Annotated in this window: 6 protein-coding genes; 3 read left to right on the top strand and 3 right to left on the bottom strand. The window is 55.9% G+C overall.

The window, feature by feature from the left end; genetic code table 11:
- Positions 1–131 precede the first annotated feature (131 nt).
- Positions 132–13931 carry an Ig-like domain-containing protein gene (locus AC0Z7K_RS10820; RefSeq protein ID WP_485614375.1) on the bottom strand — a complete coding sequence of 4600 codons (13800 nt, stop codon included), beginning with the start codon at positions 13929–13931 and terminating at the stop codon, positions 132–134.
- A 621-nt stretch (positions 13932–14552) separates the two neighbouring features.
- Here AC0Z7K_RS10820 and rcsD point away from each other — a divergent pair.
- The gene (rcsD, locus tag AC0Z7K_RS10815; RefSeq protein ID WP_485614374.1) at positions 14553–17243 is read left to right on the top strand and encodes a phosphotransferase RcsD; all 2691 of its coding nucleotides are present in this window, start codon (positions 14553–14555) and stop codon (positions 17241–17243) included.
- A gap of 4 nt (positions 17244–17247) precedes the next feature.
- The gene (gene rcsB, locus AC0Z7K_RS10810; RefSeq protein ID WP_056782307.1) at positions 17248–17898 is read left to right on the top strand and encodes a response regulator transcription factor RcsB; all 651 of its coding nucleotides are present in this window, start codon (positions 17248–17250) and stop codon (positions 17896–17898) included.
- Between the two features lie 92 nt (positions 17899–17990).
- Here the strand turns inward: rcsB and rcsC are convergent, their stop codons facing one another.
- Both rcsC and gyrA read right to left on the bottom strand, forming a co-directional pair.
- Positions 17991–20867 (bottom strand): two-component system sensor histidine kinase RcsC, encoded by a 2877-nt coding sequence (gene rcsC / locus AC0Z7K_RS10805; protein ID WP_413529319.1) that lies wholly within the window; start codon positions 20865–20867, stop codon positions 17991–17993.
- Between the two features lie 143 nt (positions 20868–21010).
- On the bottom strand, positions 21011–23662 hold the full coding sequence (gyrA, locus tag AC0Z7K_RS10800; RefSeq protein WP_413529318.1) for a DNA topoisomerase (ATP-hydrolyzing) subunit A: 2652 nt from the start codon (positions 23660–23662) through the stop codon (positions 21011–21013).
- 260 nt (positions 23663–23922) lie between these two features.
- Between gyrA and ubiG the strand changes: the two genes are divergently transcribed.
- Positions 23923–24672, top strand: a complete 750-nt coding sequence (gene ubiG / locus AC0Z7K_RS10795) for a bifunctional 2-polyprenyl-6-hydroxyphenol methylase/3-demethylubiquinol 3-O-methyltransferase UbiG (RefSeq protein WP_485614372.1) — start codon at positions 23923–23925, stop codon at positions 24670–24672.
- Positions 24673–24707: the final 35 nt, after the last annotated feature.

Raw genomic sequence — 24707 nt, 5'->3', positions numbered from 1 at the left:
TACCGACACCACTTAATTACGCCGATAGATGGGTTTAACTCCTCCCCCTGCCAAGGGGGAGGAGCAGACCGCGCTCAGATTGACAACTAGTTTTGCTGAACGTGTAAACCGTGCTGTACCAGTACGTCTCCCTACGTATTGGACGCGTCCATTGATGCATTGTGATAAACGTCGAAGGTCAGGCCATCCACCGTGCGTTGACCGGTTTCAGACCATGCACCGTCGGTGCCCATTTGCAGATTCACCAGGCTGCCCTCGCCCCCTTTAATCACCACTTCATCGGTCGGATTATCTTTCACCGTCAGCGCTTCGTGCAGGTTCAGCGAGATGCTGTTGGTGCCGGAGTTGCCCAGATCAAAGATGTCGATATGTTCAACTTTCAGCCCGAGCAGCGTCAGATCCAGGTGCTGATTGGTGCCCGCCAGCAGCAAGGTATCGGTGCCGGTGCCGCCGTCGATCAGACCGAAGTCCAGCGTATGCACAGAGATGGTATCGTTGCCCGCGCCACCGATGGCGACGCCGTCAGTGGCCGTCAGGTCGATGGTCACACCGCCGATTGAGAACGCCGTGTCCGCGTGCGCGGTGGTATCCGCCGTGGTGGTGTCGTGGGTGGTGGTCGTTGACGAGCTGGTGTCCGTGGTCACCAGCGGATCCGTCAGCGTACTGGTGGTATGGGTGGTTGTGGTGTCCGTAGTGCTGGTATCGGTGGTATGTACCGCCGCCAGCGTGTGGGTATCCTCCACGGACATCGTGGCCGCCACAACGTTGGTGTCCGCCGGTAAAGTCGAACCGACGGTCAGCCCGACGTGGGCATCAAATCCGTTACCGGCCGCATCGACCGCTTTCAGTTCGACGACCGCACCCAGCAGGGCTGCCAGTAACCCGGTCAGACCGTAACTGCTCAGCAAGGCGCTGCTGAATTTGACCGTCCATGAACCGTCCGCCTGCACCGTGCCTGACAGCGTATTGCCCAGCAGCGTGACGCTGACCAGACCGCCCTGCGTGATGTTGCGGCTGGTTCCGCTCAGCGTCAGCCCTTGCCCGCCGAGGATCCCGCCTACCAGGCCCAGCGTCAGGCCCAGTAACGGGTTGAGCGCCACCAGCGGCAGTTCGTGAGTCAGAACGTTGAGCAGGCTGGACGACGTTGCGACGTTGCCCACGGCGTCAGTGACGACGACGGAAACCTGGGTAGAACCGTCGGCAATGCCTTTCAGCTCAGCGGAGCTGAAAGGTACGCTCCACACGCCTGCGGTAATGGTGCCGGTGTGCGTCACACCACCTACGGTGACCGACACTGAACCGCTTTGCAGGTTCGATGTCCCGCTGACTGTTTCAGTACTGCTGGCTTCGGAAAGGTTGAGATAGCCGTCACCGCCAAACAGCGTGTTCAGCACCAGCGTTGGCAAAGTATGAATGCCGACCGTTGCCGTTGCGCTGCCGCTGGTCGAGTGACCGGCGGCGTTAGTGATCGACGCACCGACGTTTAACGTGCCGTCGAGCAGGCTCGAGAGCGTCAGTTGCGGGATCGCCACGCTGAAGGTGCCATCCGCTTTCACCAGCGCCGTCAGGGTATTGCCGCCAACGTTCAGGGTCACGGTTGAGCCCTGCGCGTTGGTGGTGGTACCGCTGATGGTCTGAGTCAGCAGCGCATCCGCCGCGTTCAGCAGGCCATCACCAAACAGCGGATTGAGCGTAATGGTTGGCAGAGACTGCGACACCACGCTCAGCAGATTGGTGACCGACGCCGGGTTACCGGAGGCATCCGTCAGGCTGGCGACCACATTCTGCGTGCCGTTGAGAATCGCCGTCAGGTCGGTTACCGGCACGGTTACGCTGAATGCCCCACCGACGCCTACATTCGCCAGATAGTTTTTGCCATTCAGGGATATCTGTACCTGCGTACCCTGTGCAACGTTGGTCGCGATACCGCTGATGGTCTGGCCGGTCAGCAGATCAACCACGTTCAGCACGCCATCGCCAAAGACCGGGTTAAGGACAATCGACGGCAGATTGTGGATACCGACACTCAGCCCCACGGTGTTAGTCGCCGTGTTGCCCACCGCATCGGTCACCGTAGTAACAACCGTCAGGTTGCCATCAAGCAGACCGGACAACTGGAGCGGCGTCAGCGAAGCGGAGAACTTGCCGTCACTGCCTACGGTTGCCGTCAGATTAATCAGGCCACCGCCGACGTTAATATTGACCGTTTCACCGACATGCCCGTTGGTAACCGTACCGCTGATGGTTTGTGTCAGCAGCGCTTCCGCCGTGTTCAGGATACCGTCTGCACCGAAAACAGGATCCAGCACAATTTTCGGTACTGCATTGATGATGGAGGTCAGCGTGCTGCTGCTGGTGCTGGTATTACCGCCACTGTCAGTAACAGAAACCACAACCGGGAAGGTGCCGTCACCCAGCGCTTTCAGGTCACCCGGTTGCAGGGTGATGCTGAATGCGCCGCTACCGTCGGTCGCGCCAAGGAAGGTTTTCCCGCCCAGCGTGACCTGAACCTGCGTCCCCGCCGCCACGCCGCTGACGATACCGCCAATGGTCTGGGTAGTCAGCGCATCCGCCGCATTGAGCAGGCCATCGCCCAGCACGGAAGTCAGGTTGATCACCGGTTTGATGAGATCCAGCACCGCGCTCGCTGCCGCCGTCCCCAAGTTACCCGCCGCATCAACCACCGACACGCTCACCGCCGCCGTTGTGCCGGTCAGCGTCGCCAGAATATCCGGCGTCACGGTGACCAGGAAATGCCCGGTGGCATCCACCACGCCGTTAATGGTTTGCGCACCGACCTGAACCGCAATGGCCGTACCCGCTGCCACGTTCGACACAGTACCGCTGACGGTCTGATTGACCAGCAGATCGGCGATATTCAGTACGCCGTCGCCAAATACGGTGTTGAGCACCACTTGCGGCAGGTTGTGGATAGCAATCCCCACCGGAATATTGGTGGTAGAAGTGTTACCCGCCGGATCCGTCAGCGTAATGCCGAGGTTCAGGTTGCCGTCGAGCAACGTAGCCAGATCCCCCGGCTGAATACTGATGTTCCACGTCCCGGCTGTGACAGTGGTGTTATAGGTTTTGCCGCCCAGCGTGACGGTCACCTGCGTGCCATCTACCGCCGTGGCTACGCCACCGATGGTTTGAGACAGCAGAGATTCCGCCGCATTCAGCAGGCCGTTTCCACCGAAGATTGGATCCAGCGCGCCCAGCACCGGGATACTTTTAATCACATCCAGATTGAGGACTTCAGCTTTCACGTTACCGGCAGCATCCGTGATGTTCAGGTTGATGACCTGCGCACCGTCAGTCAGTGCGCCCAGCACCGCCGCCGGGATCGTCAGTGACCACAGGCCGTTCGCCCCTACTACGGCAGACAGCGGCGTACCGTTGATCACCGTCGAAATCACCGAGCCCACGCCCGCACCAATCGCCGTGCCGCTGATGGTTTGCGCAACCTGCGATTCCGCCAGATTGAGGAATCCGTCGCCCAGCCCCAGACCGCTGTTGACGGTCAGATCGAGCAATTTGTTGAAGAAGATATCCAGACCAGTACTGACGCTGGTGGTGTTGCCCGCCGCATCCGTTACCGTCGCCGCCAGTGTCAGGGTGCCGTCGTTAAGCAACAGCAACTGCGCCGGCGTCAGGTTGAGCGACCATGCCCCACCTGGCTGAATAAGCGCCGTACCGATCGATGCACCGCCCAGCGTGACGTTCACCGTCTGACCATCCGCCCCGCTGGAAGTGCCGCCCACCAGTACGTTGACCAGTGACTCTGCCAGGTTAATGACGTTATTACCGGCGACCACATCCAGTGCCAGCAACGGCGCGGTGGTATCGACGGTGATCGGATGCGGAGTTGCCGTCCCCAGGTTACCTGCGGCATCCGTAACTGTGGCCGTGATGGTGTTACCCGTGCCCTGCGGCAGCGCCTGCAAGTCGGCTGCCGGTACGCTGACCGACCAGACACCGCCTGTCTGCACGGTTGTGGTGTAGGTTTTGCCGTTGAGCGAAACGGTGACCACGCTGCCCACATCATTATTGTTGTTATCAACCACCGTACCCGAAATGGTTTGCGCCGATTTCGATTCAAGGTTGTTGATGGTGTCGTCGGCGGTAAAGGCGTTGATGGTCACCACCGGTGCGCTGGTATCGACCAGCACAGTTTGTGTGGCACTGGTAATGACAGGGATTAACGTATTGGCAGTGACGACCGTCAATGAGCCATTAACAAATTCACTGGCCGCCACATCAACTGACCAGATATTCCCTGTCACTGTTGCGGTATGAGGAACCCCACCGACGCTTATTACGACCTGCGTGCCGTCCGGCACGTTGATGGATTTACCGGAAATCGTAATGTTGGCCGGCGTGCCGTCAGCCACGTTGATCACGTTGTCGCCGGTAACGGGATCGATGCTCAGCGTTGGCGTCACCGGCGGCGTCAGGTCAACGGTAATCGCCTGAGGCAATGGCAGATTTGCTGTGTTACCCGCCAGGTCACTCACTGAAGCCGTAATCGTATCTGTGCTGTCGAGCGTTGCGAGTTCTGCTGGAGTCAGAGTGACACTCCACGCCCCGTTGCCCAGCACCGTTGCCTGATGGCTGATGCCGCCGACAGAAACGGTCACCTGCTGCCCAGCCTGCACGTTCACCGTGGTACCGGTAATGGTTTGCGGGTTCTGGCTTTCTGCATAAGTCAGATCAAAACCGGTACCGGCAAAGGACGTGACAGCCACCGTTGGCAACAGGGTTACGGCAATACCGACGCCCACTGAGGCGGAACCGGTGTTACCGCCACCGTCGGTTACGGTCACGGAGATTTGTTGTGCGCCCTGCGGCAGGTCGGCGATTTCGCCCGTCGTCAGAGGAGCGGTCCAGTTTCCGTTCGCATCCACCGTCACGCCCGGGATCGGTACTCCACCAATGGTGACCACCACGGTTTGTCCGATCCCCGTCAGCCCGGTTGTCCCGGTCAGCGTCTGTCCTGTGGCAGCTTCAGCCGCGCTCAGATAACCATCACCAAACGGCGTGTTGATGGTGACATCCGGTACGGTGAGATAGCTGGTGAATGGCAGGGTCGCTGGCGTACTGTTGCCTGCGGCATCCGTCACCGTCACGTTGATATCGTGCCCGCCACTGCCCAGAGAGCTGAGTACGCCCGCAGGCAGCGTCACCGACCAGTCGCCGGTCACCGGATCGACGGTAGCGGTATACGTTGTGCCGTTCACATCAATGGTCAGTTTGACGTTCTGGTTGTCGCCGGTAATCCCGGTGTTACCTGTAATGACATTCACACCCGCCGCTTCTGTAATATTCAGACTGCCGTCGCCGAATGGCGTATCAATCACCGGCACTGGCGCAGACAGATGCGACGTGAAGCTGATGGTCGTATCGTTATGGTTACCGGCAGCATCGGTCGCCGTGACGGTAATGTCGTGCGATGCCGTTATTGTTCCGAGCGATTCCAACTGAGCTGGTGTCAGGTTCAGACTCCAGTTTCCTGTCGCCGGATCTACAATTGCCGCAAACGGACTGTCGGTCATTCCATCGATTGTCACGCGGACAGTTTGCCCGGCTCCCGTTTCACCGGTGGTACCGGTCAGTGTCTGGCCACCCAACGCCGTGGATTCTGCAATGTTTAGCGTACCGTCACCGAACGGCAGGTCGATGGTCGGTTGCGGAATACTGTGGATCTGCACATCAACCGAAGCCGGCAGCACAGAAGTGTTACCCGCACTGTCGGTCACGGTGACGACTACCGGCCATGTACCATCCTGCAAGCCGAGCAACTGCGCTGGCGTCAGGGTAACAGTCCAGGTACCGGCATCAGAATCGACGACAACCGGTACCGCGTTACCATTAATGACCACGGTGACGGTCTGGCCCGGTGAGGTGATACCGGTGGTGCCGGTAATCGTACCGCCCGCCGTGGCTTCATCCAGATTCAGCACACCATCGCCAAACGGAATATTAATGCCTGCCACCGGCAGAACATGCGTCAGCGCGGTGAAATCAAGCGTGCCCGCCGCGCTGGTGTTGCCCGCGCTGTCGGTGACCACCACGCTGATGGTATGCGTGGCGTCGGTCAGTCCCTGCAAGACCGCAGAAGGCACGGTCGCCGTCCAGGTGCCGTCATTACCTACCGTTGCCAACACCGGCGTGCCATCGACAGTCACCAGAACGGTCTGACCCGCGCCAGTAATGCCGGTGGAACCGGTGATAAGCTGTGTGGCAGCCGCTTCTGTGGCATTGAGAATGCCATCCACAAACGGTGGATTAATGGTCGGTACCGGCAACGCCGTCAGTTCAATATCCAGACTTGCGCTGGAAGAAGCCGGGTTACCGGCCGCATCTGCCGCCGTCACGGTCACCTGTACGATGCCGGTGGTCAGCCCGCTCAGCAGATCCGGTGGCACCGCTGCCGTCCAGCCGAGGCCGTCGGGGTTCACCGTGCCAGAAATTGGATCGGCCAGCCCCGGGATCGTAACCTGCACGGTAGTTCCCGGCGCCAGACCTGAACTGGTCCCGCTCAGGTTGAAGCCGCCGGTGGCTTCACTGATATTCAAAATGCCGTCTCCGGCAATCACACCAATCGTCAGCGTTGGCAACGCATGGGTCGCCAGCGTGAATTCAGCGGTGGTCGTCACGTTGTTACCGGCCGGATCGGTGACGCTGACGCCAATGACTTTGTCACCGTCAGTGGTAATCGCCTGCACATCCACCGCCGGAATGGTCAGGCTCCATATCCCCGAACCATCCGCTGTCGTGGTGTAATTTTTGCCGTTGAGGGTGACGGTAACGGTCAGGTTTGGATCCGTCTCACCACTGACAGGAAGACCCAACGCGGCTTCCGCCAGATTGATGATGCCGTCTCCACCGGTTTCCACCGTCACGCTAAGCAGTGGCGGAATAGTATCGACGGTCACGTTCTGAGTGGCGGTCGCCGCGTTTTGTGCGACGTCGTCCGCCGTTGCGGTAAAGACGTTATTCCCGCCCGGCAACGCCTGAACCTGCGCGGCGGTCAGCGGAATACTCCAGCTGCCGTCAGCCTGCACGGTGGCGGTGTACGTTGCGGTATAGCTTTCACCGGTGATCACCAGTGTCACCGTGCCGCCAACCGGTACATGCGTAGATGTCCCGGTGATGGTCGTGCCCTGGTTGTGTTCAAGCAGATTGATTTGATCATCGCCGGAAATGGCATTGATGGTTAACGTCGGCAAATCGCCCGGCTGGGCAATAACCGTAACGTTGTGCGACGCCGTGGCCGGGTTGCCAGCCAGGTCGGTGGCGGACGCGGTGACCGTCAGAGGTCCGTCTGACAACGTGGTCAAATCAGCGGCCGGAATAGTCGCCGTCCAGGTACCGTCTGCATTGACCGTGGCGTTATACGTATTGCCGTTGAACACTACCTGAACCACCCGCCCCTCTTCGAGATGGGTGGATGTCCCGGTGACCGGCACCGGTAATCCTTTTTCGATAGCATTAATATAATCGTCGGTGGAGACGGAGGTGATGGTGAGCGTTGGCAAATCTGCCGCAGCGGCATCAACGCTGAAGGTGTGCGTCCCGGTGGTGATGTTACCCGCCGCATCGGTGATAGTGGCCGTCAGCGTATAGGTGGTATCCGCCAGCGACTGCACAACTGAACTCGGCAGTGAGAAGCTCCAGCTGCCGTCCGGTTGCACTATTGCGTTGTAAGTGACGCCGTTGAAACTCAGGACGACAGAAACAGTCTGGCCCGCATCCGGCACATCGGATGTGCCGCTGATCACCACCGGTTGCAGCGTTTCGGCGGCATTGATGATGTCGTCGGTGGCGACCGGATTGAAGGTGAGGGTCGGCGGCGTGAAGTCAACGGTGACCGCACTGGTGGCGGTGCCGACGTTACCAGCGCTGTCGGTTGCCGTGACCTGAATAATTTGCGTCCCTTCCGCAATGCCCTGCAACGTGGCAGCAGAAAGGTCAACGCTCCAGGTGCCGTTATCGTTGACGGTCGCAGGATAATCCACACCATCAATGTTCAGTACCACGGTCTGACCGGCACCGGTGACGCCGGTTGAGCCGGTTAACGTTTCCGCAGAATCGGCTTCATTCCTGTTCAGGAAGGTGTCACCAAACGGCGTATCGATAGTCGGCACAGGTATATGCGTCGCCACCACGGTGTAAGGCAGATTAACGGTGGTGGTGTTGCCAGCGAGATCGGCAAGGGTGGCTGTCAGCGTGTAACTGCCGTCCGCCAGGCCGTTCAGCGTTCCAGCAGGGACGGTGGTGTTCCAGCTGCCGTCGCCCTGCACAATAGCGGTAAATGTCTGTCCGTCGATTTGCAGCGTGACCGTCCGACCTGCATCGCCCACGTCAGCCGTCCCGGAGAGCGCGATATCGCCGGCTAATTCCTGCGCGTTAATCACGTTGTCGCCCGCAACCGGCGCCACGCTGAGGGTAGGCGCTGTGAAGTCGATATTGACCGAGCCATTGACTGTCCCGGTGTTTCCGCCTGCATCAGTCACAGTGACCGCCACCGGCGTCGTACCTTCCGGTGCATTGGTCAGCGTGCCTGCTGGTACGGTCACAGTCCAGGTGCCGTCGGTCGCTACGGAGCCCGTCAGGGTATGGCCATCGATGACTACCTGAACCGTCTGACCGTCACCGGTCAGGCCAGTCGTACCGGTGAGCGTTTGCGCCGCGCCAGCTTCGTCCGTACCGAGTTGTCCGTCGCCAAACGGTGGGTTGATGGTTGGGACAGGAGGCTGGGTGTAAATACCAATATCCAGCGTGGTGGTCACAGGACCGGCATCGGTAGTCACGGTAGTCGCAATCACATGACTGGTGCCTTCGGCCAGTGCTGCAAGCGCTTGCGGAGAAACAGGAATACTCCAGTGACCGTCAGCGTCCGTGGTGGTGGTGTAAGTGACACCACCGAGTTTCACGGTAACGGTCGTATCGACCGGCACGTTAATGGTGGAACCGCTGATGGTCACACCCGCTGCGGCTTCTGCCACGTTGATGTTGTTATCACCGGCGATGGTATCGATGGAAATACCGCCCAGTGTGGAGTTCACGGTAACCGGGTCACTACCGCTGGCCGGGTTACCCGCAAGGTCGGTGACGTTCACATTGATTGTCGCCGTGCCGTCAGTCAGCTCCTGCAAGTCAGCAGCCGGGACGGAAACACTCCATGCGCCGCTCGCCAGAACCGTCGCGGTATAGGTGTGCGTGCCAAGGATGATAGTGACCGTCTGACCGGCTTCCACGTGACTCGTTGTGCCGCTTAACAACTGCGAAGTCTGACGTTCTGCGCCATCAAGAACGTTATCCCCGGCAAAGGCGTCAATAGTGATGGTCGGCAACAGCGCAGGATCGGCGGTCACAGTGACTGGCGTACTGGCCGTGCCGGTATTTCCGGCAGCGTCGGTCACCGAGGCTGTCAGGGTGTAAGTGCCGTTCGCCACATTGGCCAGGGCATCTGCCGGAATGTTGACGGTCCATGCGCCGCCCGCTTCCACGGTGCCGGTGTAGGTATGGCCGCCGATACTGACGGTGACCGTCTGCCCGACGTCAGCCGCGTCGGTATTCCCGGTAACAGGAATGACCGCCCCGGCTTCTGCGGCGTTGATGATGCCATCGCCCGCTACCGGATTAATGCTGACGGTTGGCGCGACGGTGTCCACGGTGACAGGTACAGCAACGGAACTGGTATTGCCCGCAGCATCAGCTGCGGCAACCTGCACGGTCGTTGTTCCCTGACCAAGCGCACCCAGCGCCGCTGAAGGAACAGAAACGGTGAACGAACCGTCGCCCGCGACCGTTGCCGTGTACTCCTGCCCGCCCAGCGTTACCGTCACGGTCTGACCGTTACCAGAAACACCGGTGTTACCGGTCAGGGTCTGATTCACCCCCGCTTCAGCGGCATTGAGAATGCCATCACCAAACGGTGGATTGAGCGTTACGGAAGGAAGGTTGTGGATCGCCACATTCAGGGTATCAGTGCCCGTCACCACCGTGCCGACAGCATCAGTAGCGCTAACACTGATCGTGTTAGGGCCGTCACTCAGCGCCGCCAGATCCGCTGCCGAAACCTGCGCGCTCCATGCGCCGCCCACGCCCACGGTGGCCGTATAGGTTTTTCCGTTGAGAATAATCGTAACAACGCCGTTCACCGGCACGTTGTTTGACGTCCCGCTGATGGTGACTCCGGCCGCCGCCTCGGTTGCATTCAGCAAGTTATCGCCGGTTACCGGATCGACAGACACCCCGCTTTGCAGATTATTTACCGTAATGTCTTCAGTGCCGCTTGCCGGATTACCCGCTTTATCGGCCACGCTGGCAACAATCTGCGTGTTGCCGTTAACGATAGCCGCCAGATCGGCGGCAGGTACGCTGGTGCTCCAGCTGCCGTCTGCCTGAACCGTTGCGGTATACACCACGCCGTTTAGCGTAATGGAAACCAGCTGACCCGCTTCGACATGCGTGGTGGTTCCGCTCAGCGTCTGCGCCGTTTGCTGCTCAGCACCGTCAACAATGTTGTCACCGGCAAAAGTATTGAGGGTGATCGTCGGCGCGTTGGCCGGATCGGTCGCCAGTTGTACGTTCGAAGTTACGGTGGTGCTATTGCCTGCCGCATCAGCAATTTGCGCGGTCAGCGTATACTGACCGTCCGCCACGCCTGCCAGCGCCCCCGCCGGAACGGTCACGCTCCACTGGCCGTTGTCCCCAACAATGCCGGTATAACTCTGGCCGTTAAGAGTGATTGTCACAGTCTGTCCGGCTTCGGAAACCGACGCCGAGCCCGTGATGGCCAGATCAGACGTTGCTTCGACGCTGTTGACATAACCATCGCCCGAAACCGGATTGATGATGAGCGTTGGCGCAGTCAGATCAACTGTTGCGGAACCGTTAATTGTCGCAGTGTTGCCTGCGCCGTCGGTAACATTCACCACAATTGCCGCATTGCCTGCCGGTAAGGCCTGCAAATCAGCAGACGGCAGGCTGACCGACCATGCGCCAGTGCCATCCACCGTGGCGATGTAGGTATGGCCGCCAATGGTTACCGTCACGGTCTGGCCGTCACCTGATTTACCTGTGGTGCCGGACAAGGTTTCAGCGGTTGCCGCTTCGGCAATATTGAGATAACCGTCGCCGAAGGGGGTATTGAGAGTAGGAACCGGATTCTGATTATCGATGCCCACGGACACGCTGTTGGTCAGAGTAGTGCCGTCAAGCGCCTGAACGCTGGCGCTAAGTTGCAGAGTGGAAACGTCCAGCCCTTCAAGATCAGCACTGGTCAGCGACAAGGACCAGTGGCCATCGGGCTGGACAATTGCCAGACGAACCAGCGATCCAAAGTTGACCGTGACCAGTGCAAAAGCTGCAACGCCCAGCGTAGTTCCGGTGATCAGAATGCCGTCTGCCGTTTCCACAGCGTTGATCATGTTGTCGCCGGTTACCGGATCAATCGCGATGCCATCCTGAGTGGACACGACATTAAACGACTCGCTGCCGGTCGCCGGGTTTCCGGCTTTATCTGCCACGCTGACGTTAATGGTCTGGGAACCCTCCGCCAGCACAACCATATCCGCAGCGGGAACAATCACATTCCAGTTACCGCTGGCCTGCACGGTGGCGGTGTAGGTGTGGCCGTTCAGAACGATAGTCACCACTTGCCCGGCCTCAACGAGGGTGGTGGTACCGCTCAGAACCTGGGCGGTTTTAACTTCTGCACCATCGACGATGTTGTCACCGGCAAACGTATTCACGGTAATGGTCGGCGGCTGTAACGGATCGGAAGCGACATGAATTGTGCTGGTATTGGTAGTGGTATTTCCTGCGGCGTCGGTCAGTGTGGCAACTACGCTGACATCCTGATTGAGATTGCTCAGGGAACCGGCAGGAAGCGTCACACTCCAGGTGCCGTCGGGCTGCACGATGGCGCCGTTATACTCCACACCGTTGATGATGACGGTCACCGGTCTGCCCGCTTCAGTCACTGATGCGGTGCCGGTCAGGATCATTTCTGCGCTGGCTTCCGCCACGCTGATATAGCCGTCGCCTTCCAGCGGATTGACCGTCAGGGTTGGCGGTACAGTGTCTACCGTTACCGGCGTAGTGAGGGTGTTGTTGTTACCAGCCGGATCGGTCACGGTAACCACGATGTTATTGCTGCCCTGCGGCAGCGTGCCGAGCACGGATGACGGAACGGTGACGCTAAATGTGCCGTCAGGTGCGACGGTACCGGTGAACTGCTGTCCACCAAGGGTAATGGTCACCGTCTGCCCATCGCCGGTCAAACCGGTGTGGCCGGTCAGCGTCTGGCTGGTCGCGGAGTCCGCTAAATCCAGCGTATTGTCGCCGCCAAATGCCGGGTCCAGCGTCGGCGGAACGCCGTGAATAGCCACATTCAGATCGCTGGTCTGACTGATGGTATTGCCCTGTGAATCTACCATGCTGACCGTCACGGTAGTCGAACCGTCGGTCAGTGCCTGTAAGTCAGCAGGTGAAATACTCAGACTCCATCCGCCACTTGCTGTGGTTGTGGTGTGATAAACTGTGCTGCCGACAGTAATCGTAATCTCTGTCCCGACAGGCACGTTGGTGGTGGTGCCGGTGATCACCAGCGCAGCCTGCGCTTCAGCGGCATTCAACTGGCCGTCGCCGGAGAGTGGGTTGACGGTCAGCGTACCGGCATTGTCGTTGATGACAAAGCTGTCCGGCGTCGAGGTTGAGTTACCGGCCGCATCGGTCAGGGAAGCGGTAACCGTATAATTACCTTGTGCCAAAGCGGCTACCGCATCAGCCGGAACCGTCACCGACCAGGTGCCGTCAGTCCCCACTGTGGCGCTGTAATGAACGCCGTTAAGAAGAACATCCACACTTCGCCCCGCTTCTGAAACAGAGGCTGTACCGCTGACCACCAGCGCCTGCTGATGCTCTTCACCATCAATCACGTTATCGCCATCAATCGGATTCACGGTAAGAATGGGTGGCGTGGTATCCACAACGACGGTCACGCTTTTAGTGACACTTTCACCGGTGGTGTTCGTGACCGTGACGCTGATGACATACGTGCCGTCCGCCAGCGTTTGAAGTTCTGCTGCTGAAAGCGGAATGCTCCAGTTGCCACTGCCATCGACGGTGGTGGTAAACGTTTTGCCGTTAATGGTCAGCACAATGGTGCTGCCTTCTGTGGCGTTAGTGGTGCTGCCGGTGAAATTCTGTGCCGTGGCTGCGGCAGCTTTGTTAAGAATATTGTCGTTGGCAAATGTCGCCAGCGTCAGGGTTGGCGTCTCTCCGCCGGTATTGCCGCCTGTGTTCCCACCGGTATTACCGCCCGTGTTCCCACCGGTATTGCCGCCCGTGTTCCCACCGGTATTGCCGCCCGTTCCGCCGTTGTTGCCCCCATTATTACCGCCGTTGTTGCCGCCATCACTCCCGCCATTGTTACTGCTGCCACCACCACCGCCACCACCGCCTGCGGCAATGGCAATGCCTGCGCCAAGAGCGACAACGCCAAGAACGGCGCCGAGAATGGCAGGGTCAAAGTTAGAAGAGTCGAGCAGTAAGACGCCAACATCGGGGATGGTTTCATACGCAGGAACGACGGTCACCGCGCCTGCGGTCGCGCCGGTATCGACAAAGGCGGCGTGTTCAATGGGGTGAACACCATCGTCAAAAATCAGCTCGCTGTGGTGGCCTTTGCCATCAGTATCGAAAAAGCTGTGATAACGCACCGTACGGCCGTCTTTCATGTGGATAACCAGATCGTTACCCACGCGTTCGTAGCTGGTGACCGCATCGCGCGTTGCGTGAACGCGCACGATGCTCATCTGGTTGAGGGTAACATCCTGACTGGCATCAGAAATCTGAGAGATTACTGCACCATCTTTACGAGCAAGAACATCAATAACTACGCCGCCGTTCTGAGCCATGTTGTACCCCTGTCTGAGACCAGTTGTTACTCAAATCCGCCACGAACAACCCCTCCCGTCAGAGAGGTGCTATTGCGCGATCGAGAAGACCATTAAAGCAATGGGTTAATTTCCAACTGGTGATGGGTAAAACGAGCGACTACAAAACGGGCAAAAGTTATTATTAGCGATGCTTTTTATGTGTTTCTGTTGTGTCGTTTAGGCATTTTTCTACTCTCAACTCCATAAGTTATATGCATGATTTGAGTTAAGTGTATTAAAAAAAAGTTATCTTTGTGATAAATTTTATTCATCGATGTGTTAAAAATTATAAGTTTGACGCGAGTAAAATCATGGCCTAGCGGGGAATTTATTTATCATCTAGTTGATTTGTAATGCATTTAAATTATAAAACTTAATATTGAGCGTGCTCATCATTAAGAAAATCAAAGAGTAACATCGAAGAATGCACATCAAAATGACTTATCAATTTTGTGACTATCCATAAAGAATTTTGGGCTTAATGTATTGAGGCCAAAAATAATTAAGACTACGCGCAATCACTGAAACTTATCGTTTCTGATAAACTGTGCGGTCTGTTTAATCTCAGGTGTTTTTTCATGAAGGAAAAGACTCATCATCATGTCAGGTAAATATTTATCGCTGACCTCAACCAACATCACGCGTTTCTTTTGGTTGTTCATTTTGCTGCTGGCACTGGGGCTGGGTCTTTACGGGTATAACTACACCAATGCTTATCTGAACGATAAACTGCGCACGGTGCAATCCACCGCCGATCAGTTGCAAAAACGTATCGATAAGTATCGTTACATGACATATCAGATTTACGACAATTTCAGCGGCCAGCCGCTGCCGCCGGACGTGGTCTCCGCTCAGGAAATCCGTCTGCGTCAGGACATGTTCTATGTCACTAAGCCGCACAAGAAAACCGGCGCACTGATTTTTGGTACGCATGACAGCTCCACGCTGGATCTGACACTGAAAATCTCTTCTTTCCTCGATGAACAATGGGGTGCTAAAACGCTGCCCTATTCGCTCTATTATCTGAACGGCCAGGATAACAGCATGGTGCTGGTGACCACGGTGCCGCTCGAGGAACAGGATTCCCGCCTTAAAGAAAACTATTTCACCAGTGCGCTGCAATCGCGCCGTGCTGAAATGTTGCAACAGGCCAATACGCTGGACGAGCGCGAAAGCTACTCCGCCCTGCGTAAATCTCGCCAGAGCAGCGACTACAACTTTACGCTGCGCACCACGTTCAATAATCCCGGTCATCTGGCGACGGTGATCGCTTTTGATTTGCCGATGAGTGATCTCATCCCGCTGAACATGGCACGGGATAATTTCCAGCTCAGCGGCAGTACCGCGGCGGTGAATGAGGGCGATCCTTCTGACGATAGCGCCACCAGCAGCATCACTGTTCAGGGCTGGTCACTGGTGTTCAGCGTGCCGCTCAGCAACTCTCCGCTGTCGCTGACCTACCACGTACCGTTGTTCAGCCTGGTGGTGGATCTGTCACGTAATAACTTCTGGCTGATCCTCATCAATCTGTTCCTGATCGGGCTGACGATGACCAGCATTTACTTTATCCGTCATCAGTACATCCGCCCGAGCGAAAATATGGCGGCGCAGCTGCATATGCAGCAGGCGCTGAATCAGGAAATCATCTCCGGGCTGCCACTCGGTCTGCTGGTTTATAACTTCAGCAACCACAGCGTGATCCTCAGTAATAAGATTGCCGACCAGCTGTTGCCGCACCTGAGCCTGAATAAAATCGCCAATATGGCCGAGCAGCATAACGGCTCGATTCAGGCCACGGTTAACAATGAAGTGTATGAAATCCGCATGATCCGCAGCCAGATTTCCCCGGAGACCTACTTGTTCCTGCTGCACGATCAGGACAAAGAAGTGATGGTTAACCGCACGCTGCAACAGGCGAAGCGTGAGTTCGAAAAGAACCTGCAGGCGCGCAAGCTGATGCTGCACAATCTGGGCATCGAGCTGAATCAGCCGTTGCAGGAGCTTAACGGGCTGGTGGAATCGCTGGTGACGGTGGAAGAACCACAGGAACGCCAGACGCTTCAGGGAAAATTACAGGTCGAATCGCGCAACGCGCTGACGCTGGTGGATAACATCACCCTGCTGACCCGGCTGGAAACGCAGGACTGGCAGCCGGCCAGCCAGCCGTATGTCTTATCCGCTATGGTGGATGAACTCCTGCTTGAGGCCCTGCCCCGCCTCAGCCGGAAAGGCCTCGGTTTGCTGAATCATTTCCATATCGCGCCGGAAGCAATGTTCGTCGGCGATATGCAGGCTGTGAAGAAAATCCTCTCGCTGCTGCTTGATTATGCCATCGTCACCACGTCGCTCGGCAAGGTCACACTGACCAGCGAACAGGACGAAGATCGCCCGGATCAGCTTGTTTTCCACATAACTGACACTGGCAGCGGAATTTCGAAGGAAGAATTGAGCAATCTGAATTATCCTTTCCTGAGCCAGACGTTAGTTGATCGCTTTAATCACGGCTCCGGCCTGACGTTTTTCCTGTGCAATCAGCTGTGTAAAAAGCTGGGCGGACAGCTTGAGATCCGCAGCAAACTCGACATCGGCACGCGTTATACCGTCCGCGTGAAACAACGCCCGCAAACGCAGGAAGTGGAAGACGAACACGAGAAGCTGCTGACCGATGTCACCGCGTTACTCGACATCACCTCTGACGAGGTACGCGGCATTGTGACCCGGACGATGAACGCTTACGGCGCAGTGTGTATCGTGGCCGATGAGCGACAACTGACAAGAGAATACGACGTCCTGCTGACGGATAATGCGCAAAACAGTGACAAATTTACGCTGCTGCTGACCGACGATGAGTCCGGTTTCCAGCAGCTTGAAAAGCATTATATTCGCGTCAATTACAACATCAGCAGCGCGCTGATCGACGCAACCTTACTGTTAATTGAACAGCAATTTGCCGTTCCTGATGACAGTGTTTCATCCGAAGAACCCGGCGAAGACTCTCCCGACCATTATGAAAAGCAGTTAAAATCAAGCGATTACTATCAGCTTTTTGTCGAGACAGTACCGGAAGATCTTGAGAAACTGTATAATGAAAACCAACGTCGTGATTTCACATCACTTTCCCAAACTGCACACCGCCTTAAGGGAGTGTTCGCTATGCTGAACCTGACCCCGGGCAAGCAAATGTGTGAAGAGTTAGAACAGTACATCGCAGATGGCGATGCATTACAGATTACTGAAACCATCAATCTTATTGATTCTTTTGTCTCCAGACTGCTCCAGCAAGGTAGCTAATCACATGAATACTATGAACGTAATTATTGCTGATGATCATCCTATCGTCCTTTTTGGCATTCGTAAGTCACTTGAACAAATCGAATGGGTGAATGTTGTCGGCGAGTTTGAAGACTCGACGGCACTGGTCAACAGCTTAAGTAAACTTGACGCCCATGTATTGATTACTGACCTGTCTATGCCGGGCGATAAATTCGGCGACGGGATTACGCTAATCAAATACATCAAGCGTCACTATCCTCAGTTGTCGATCATTGTTCTGACCATGAACAATAATCCGGCGATCCTGAGCTCGGTGCTGGATCTGGACATCGAAGGGATTGTCCTCAAACAGGGCGCGCCAACGGATCTGCCAAAAGCGCTGGCCGCTTTGCAGAAAGGCAAGAAGTTCACGCCGGACAGCGTGGCCAAGCTGTTGGAAAAAATCAGCGCCAACGGTTACGGCGACAAACGCCTGTCACCAAAAGAAAGCGAAGTTCTGCGTCTGTTTGCAGAAGGCTTCCTGGTGACTGAGATTGCTAAAAAACTTAACCGCAGTATCAAAACCATCAGCAGCCAGAAGAAATCAGCCATGATGAAACTGGGTGTGGAAAACGATATCGCGCTGCTGAACTACCTGTCTTCCATCAGCTCCATGCCGATCGACAAAGACTAAGTTTTCGCAAAGCAGTCTTAATGCTAAAAGACAAAAGGCACCTTCACGGTGCCTTTATTTTTTGATCGATGACCTTCAGCCAAACCGCCGCTTCAGTCTTCTTTTTTATAGTGCCCTTTGCGCACGCGTTCACTGTAATAGCTCAGCGTATCGCGCAGCGTTTCCAGCGTCACCGGCTTCGACAGACAGTTATCCATCCCTGCTTCCAGACACCGCTGACGTTGCTCGGCCAGCGCGTTAGCGGTCACGCCGATCACCGGCAGGATATGGCCCAGCTCGCGCAGTTTTTGCGTCAGACCATAACCATCGAGGCGTGGCATGTTGACATCGCTGAGCACGATATCAATCTCATGCGCGCGCATGGCATCCAGCGCATCCATCCCGTCATTGGCGGTCACCACGATGTAACCCATAGTCCCCAGCTGATCGGCGAGCAGACGGCGGTTGATGGGATGGTCATCGACCACCAACAGGGTGATATCGCTGTAGTCCTGCGCGATAGCGGTTTCAGCCGCCGGGGCGTTCAGACCGCCCTCGTCCCCTGCCGTCTCAATCTGATAAATGCGGTTAAGCAGCGCGGTGATTTCCAGCGGCGTTGAAGTGCCATGTACCCAATATCCCGGTCGGGTTTCCACCGGCGGGCCGATATGGTCTATCGAGAATTCAATCTGCGCGCGCAGCGTACCCATGTGAATAAACGGCGTATCGGTAATCAACACGTCTTCGGCGCCGGTCGCCAGCTCAGGCTCATAGCGCTGGATATTCGCACCGTGGTGGCACAGCAGCTGCATCAGGTAACTTTCGAGATATGCGTTGCGCACGTCCAGCCAGACGATTTTATCCTGCCAGTGATCCAGCGGTTCATCAGACGGGAACACCGCGCTGTAAAGCGGAATACGCACGGTGAAAGAGCTGCCAAGACCCGGTTCGGATTCAACGTTAATATCGCCATCCATCAGGTTGATCAACTTTTCGCAAATTGCCAGCCCAAGGCCGGTGCCCTGGAAATGACGCTGCACGCCGGTACCGACCTGGAAGAAAGGGTCGAATAAACGGGTGATTTCGCGCTCAGGAATACCGACGCCGGTATCGCGAACCTGGAACTCCAGATAGTTTCCACAGGTTCTGACATTCAGCACGATACAGCCAGTATCGGTGAATTTAATCGCATTATTAAGAATATTCGAGATGACCTGTTGCAGACGCACCGGGTCGCCGGTGAACGACAGCGGCACGTTATGCTCGATAAAACAGTAAAGTCCGAGGCGCTTTTTCACCACCAGAGGCAGATAGTTACCGGCAATGTGTGTGATCACTTCACGGCATGAGAACTCCTGCGGTTCAATTTTCAGCTGTTCGGATTCGATTTTCGAGAAGTCGAGAATGTCGCTGATGATTTTCAGCAGCAGCGCAGAGGAGTTATTCATCGCCGTCACCAGACGATCCACACCCTGCGGTAGCCCCTGTGTTTGCAGTAAATCCAGATTACCGATGATGCCGTACAGTGGCGTGCGCAATTCGTGGCTGACGGTCGCCAGGAACATCGATTTGGACTGGCTGGCCTGCTCGGCGGCATTCGCCATCTCCTGCAACGACTCTTCCATCCGCACGCGCGCACTGACGTCGATCAGCACGCAAATCGCTACGTCTTCGTTGCGGTAACGCGAATGCACGAAGCTCAGCTGAATGTTGTTGTTATTCTTGGTGATGACGTCGACAAAATTCACCTGCTGATCGCAGATGATGCGCGTAATACGCTGGCGGTCTTCCTGGGTCAGCATGCTGATGTAATTGTGCGCCAGCTCGTTACTCAGGATATTCACGCCGTCGCTGATGCGCAGAATCGAAATCCCCACCGGCGCCGACGCGACAATTTTGTGGTTAAACTGCTCGTGCTCTTCCAGCCGGAAGGCATTCTGCTCGGCAGGTAAAAACATCTTGCGCTCAAACACCCAGGCCAGAATAAACAGCAACAGGCCGGAGAAGATATTGAGCAGCACCGCGTTGAATATCATGATCTTGAACCGTTCAATAACAATATTGAACGGCATGGAATACACCACGCTCAGCGAAGACGGCGACAGCGGCTTTTTATAAATCAAGTCTTTGTAGCCATTCATGTAGCCGAAGTACGAGCTTTCCTGCGGATAATTCCCCAGCGCAGCGGTGTAGCGGTCGCCTTCTGAAAGACTGAGCAGCGGCTGATCGTCCTCATCAAGCAGCGTAACGCTGGTGTGTTGCGCGCTCGGCGTGACTAAATCTTCCAGACGCAGGTTTTGCTGAATACCCATCAGCGCTTCCAGTTTATTGCCGATATAAATCGGCGTCAGCACGTACAGATAACCGGACTCCCGGTTACTGGACTGTGAAACCCAGTACAGGCTGTTCTCTTTATCCTGATTTTTACCGTTGCGGTATTGCAGGATTTTCTCATGCAGCGATTTCAGCTGATCCTGACTTTCACGTTCAAACGGTTCGCTGCTGATGCCGAAATCGACCAGACACAGGTTTTCTCCGCTGATAAAGAACACGCGGTTAAGGTCATAGGCATCAGAAAAATTGTCTTTCCAGTAATGAATCATGTTCCCCAGAGACGTCAGCGAGTTACGGTAACTGTCGCTGAGCTGGGAGCAATCCGAATCAGGGAAAAGGGAAAGGTAGGACGGCGGCGTGTTCTTGCTGCTGATCATCCCGTTGATGATATCCAGCCCGTTCATTGAATCGCTCAGACGCTTTTCGGCCATGAACTTAATGCTGCGCATCACGTCATTGGAGTTTTTGACGTAGCTCTGCGCCAGATCGTAGTTGAGGTTATCCTCATCGCGGATCTCCGACTCTTTATTGTGGAAGATATTCAGCACATAAAAGGTGGTCAGTAGCACCCCTAGCGTCCACAGCATCAGTGCCAGCACCCTGAACAGGTAGCGGGAGATTCTCAGCGTTGTTCGAAACGAAGCAAGATATTTCAAGGATTAACCATCGGTGTAACGGCTCAGTGAGCGGAATGTGAATCAGAATACACTATTGAGGGACTTTCTAAAAAACTCGAAATGAATAAAAAAGGCATAACACGTTGCCATGTTATGCCTTCCTTTCAACCGACTAAGAAAACTTATTCTTCTTCGTCGTCAGCTGCCTGGTCGTCTTCACTTTCTGCGTCGTCTGGCAGATCGGCTGCTTGCGCCGCTTCCAGCTCGCCGGCTTCGGTGGCAACGCCATCCAGCTCTTCGTCTTCTACCGGTTCTGCCACACGTTGCAGACCGACCACGTGTTCCTGCTCGGCGGTACGGATCAGCGTCACACCCTGGGTGTTACGGCCAACGGTACTCACTTCAGACACGCGGGTACGCACCAGCGTACCGGCATCGGTGATCATCATGATCTGATCCGCTTCATCCACCTGGATCGCGCCAACTACCGGGCCATTACGCTCGCTCACTTTGATCGAGATAACGCCCTGCGTTGCACGGGATTTGGTTGGATATTCGGCAGATTCAGTACGCTTACCGAAACCATTCTGCGTGACGGTCAGGATACAACCGTCACCGCGTGGAATGATCAGGGAGACGACGCTGTCGCCTTCGCCCAGACGGATACCGCGAACACCGGTCGCCGTACGGCCCATTGAACGCACCGCTTCTTCGGAGAAGCGCACCACTTTACCGGCTGCAGAGAACAGCATGACTTCGTTTTTACCGTCGGTCAGGTCAACACCAATCAGCTCATCACCCTCGTTGAGGTTGATGGCGATGATGCCGGCACTACGCGGACGGCTGAAATCGGTCAGTGCGGTCTTCTTCACAGTACCGCTTGCCGTTGCCATGAACACATGACGGCCTTCTTCGTACTCGCGTACTGGCAGAATGGCGGTGATACGTTCGTTTGGCTCGAGCGGTAACAAGTTGACGATCGGACGGCCACGGGCACCGCGGCTGGCTTCCGGCAACTGATAGACTTTCATCCAGTACAGACGCCCCCGGCTGGAGAACATCAGAATAGTGTCGTGGGTGTTGGCCACCAGCAGACGGTCGATGAAGTCTTCTTCTTTAATACGGGCTGCTGATTTACCTTTACCGCCGCGACGCTGTGCTTCGTAATCGGTCAGAGGCTGATACTTCACATAGCCCTGATGCGACAAGGTCACCACAACGTCTTCCTGGTTGATCAGGTCTTCGATGTTGATGTCAGACGAGTTCGCCGTGATTTCGGTGCGACGCGGATCGTTGTACTGATCGCGGATCGCTTCCAGCTCTTCACGAATGACTTCCATCAGACGATCCGGGTTGGACAGGATGTACATCAGCTCTGCGATTTGCACCAGCAGCTCTTTGTACTCATCAAGCAGTTTTTCATGCTCAAGGCCGGTCAGTTTCTGCAAGCGCAGATCCAAAATAGCCTGCGCCTGTTGCTCGGTCAGGAAGTATTTACCTTCATGAATACCGAACTCTGGCTCCAGCCATTCAGGGCGTGCAGCGTCATCACCGGCACTTGCCAGCATCGCCGCAACGTTGCCCAGATCCCATGAACGCGCAATCAGGCCCGCTTTCGCTTCGGCCGGAGATTGTGCAGCACGGATCAGTTCAATGATCGGGTCGATGTTAGCCAGCGCGATCGCCAGTGCTTCGAGGATATGAGCACGGTCGCGGGCTTTACGCAGTTCGAAAATAGTACGGCGTGTTACCACTTCACGGCGGTGGCGAACAAACGCGGACAGAATCTCTTTCAGACCCAAAATTTTCGGCTGACCACGGTGTAATGCCACCATGTTGATACCGAAAGAAGTCTGCAACTGGGTCAGTGAGTACAGATTGTTCAGAACCACTTCACCGACGGCGTCACGTTTAATTTCGATGACGATACGCATACCGTCTTTATCGGACTCATCGCGCAGCGCACTGATGCCTTCAACACGTTTTTCTTTCACCAGCTCGGCGATCTTTTCGATCAGACGGGCTTTGTTCACCTGATACGGGATCTCGTGAACGATAATGGTTTCGCGACCGGTTTTAGCGTCCGCTTCCACTTCAGCGCGGGCACGGATCGAAATTTTGCCACGGCCGGTACGGTAAGCTTCTTCGATACCACGACGACCGTTGATGATCGCCGCTGTCGGGAAATCTGGACCCGGAATATGTTCCATCAGCCCTTCAATGCTGATGTTCTCATCTTCAATGAAGGCCAGACAGCCGTTGATAACCTCGGTGAGGTTATGCGGCGGAATGTTGGTCGCCATACCGACCGCGATACCTGACGAGCCGTTGACCAGCAGGTTAGGAATACGGGTTGGCATAACAGCAGGGATTTGCTCGGTGCCATCGTAGTTAGGCACGAAATCGACGGTGTCTTTTTCTAAGTCAGCCAGCAATTCGTGAGCAATTTTTGACATGCGAATTTCGGTATAACGCATGGCTGCGGCGGAGTCGCCATCCACTGACCCGAAGTTACCCTGCCCGTCCACCAGCATGTAGCGAAGTGAGAAAGGCTGAGCCATACGGACAATGGTGTCATAAACCGCGGTATCACCGTGTGGGTGATATTTACCGATAACGTCACCGACCACACGGGCCGATTTTTTATAGGCTTTATTCCAGTCGTTACCGAGGACGTTCATTGCGAAAAGTACGCGGCGGTGCACCGGTTTCAAACCATCACGCACATCTGGTAGCGCACGTCCGACAATCACGGACATCGCATAATCCAAATAAGAGTTTTTCAGCTCTTCTTCGATGTTAATCGGTGTGATTTCTCTGGCAAGGTCGCTCATGGAGCTGCTATCCCTCTACTGATTATTCATGGCCGCTGCCCACGTAGGCATATATAGCGCAAAGGTGTAAAACTATACCACAAACCAGCCAAACGTGGAAAACAACCGCCCCCTTTTGCCTACTATTATCCAACGGGTTTCAAACCTTTGCGTAAAGCGCCGCATTTCGTATAAAGATTCGCCATTACGACAAATCTGAACCAAAGCAGACGAAATAGGTATAATCGGCCACATCAAGATATAAGGAGTTCATCACGCTCATGACAACCACATCATCCACATCGGCTTCCGCTGCGCCACAAAACATCGACCATGAAGAAATCGCCAAATTTGAGGCGGTCGCCTCGCGCTGGTGGGATTTGGAAGGCGAATTCAAACCGCTGCACCGCATCAATCCGCTGCGCCTTAACTACATTCTTGAGCGCGCCGATGGCCTGTTTGAGAAGAATGTTCTCGATGTCGGCTGCGGCGGCGGTATTCTTAGCGAAAGCATGGCCGTCGCCGGGGCGAAAGTGACCGGACTGGACATGGGCGGCGAACCGTTACAGGTGGCGCGTCTGCATGCGCTGGAAAGTGGCGTGAAAGTGGATTACGTACAGGAAACCGTGGAAGCCCACGCCGAGGCGCATCCGCAGCAATACGATGTGGTCACCTGCATGGAAATGCTCGAACATGTGCCGAATCCGGCGTCCGTCGTGGCTGCCTGTGCGCGTCTGGTGAAACCCGGCGGGCATGTCTTCTTCTCCACCATCAACCGTAACAACAAAGCCTGGCTGATGGCTATTTTCGGCGCGGAATATGTGCTGAAGATGGTGCCAAAGGGCACGCACGACATCAAAAAATTCATCAAACCGTCAGAGTTGCTGGGCATGATTGACCGTACGTCGTTGTCGGAGCGCCACATTATGGGCCTGCACTACAACCCGCTGACCGATCATTTTAAACTCGGGCCGAACGTGGACGTCAATTACATGATCCACACTCAGTCAGAAGAAAGTTCTGTCATCTGACCTACTCTAAATTGCCCGTGCGTCAAGCCCGGAAG

The sequence above is a fragment of the Rahnella sp. 1L-D-7-B-C2 genome, from assembly GCF_057290995.1.
The sequence above is the reverse complement of the archived record's forward strand: the minus strand, read 5'-3'. Positions and strand labels throughout refer to the sequence as shown.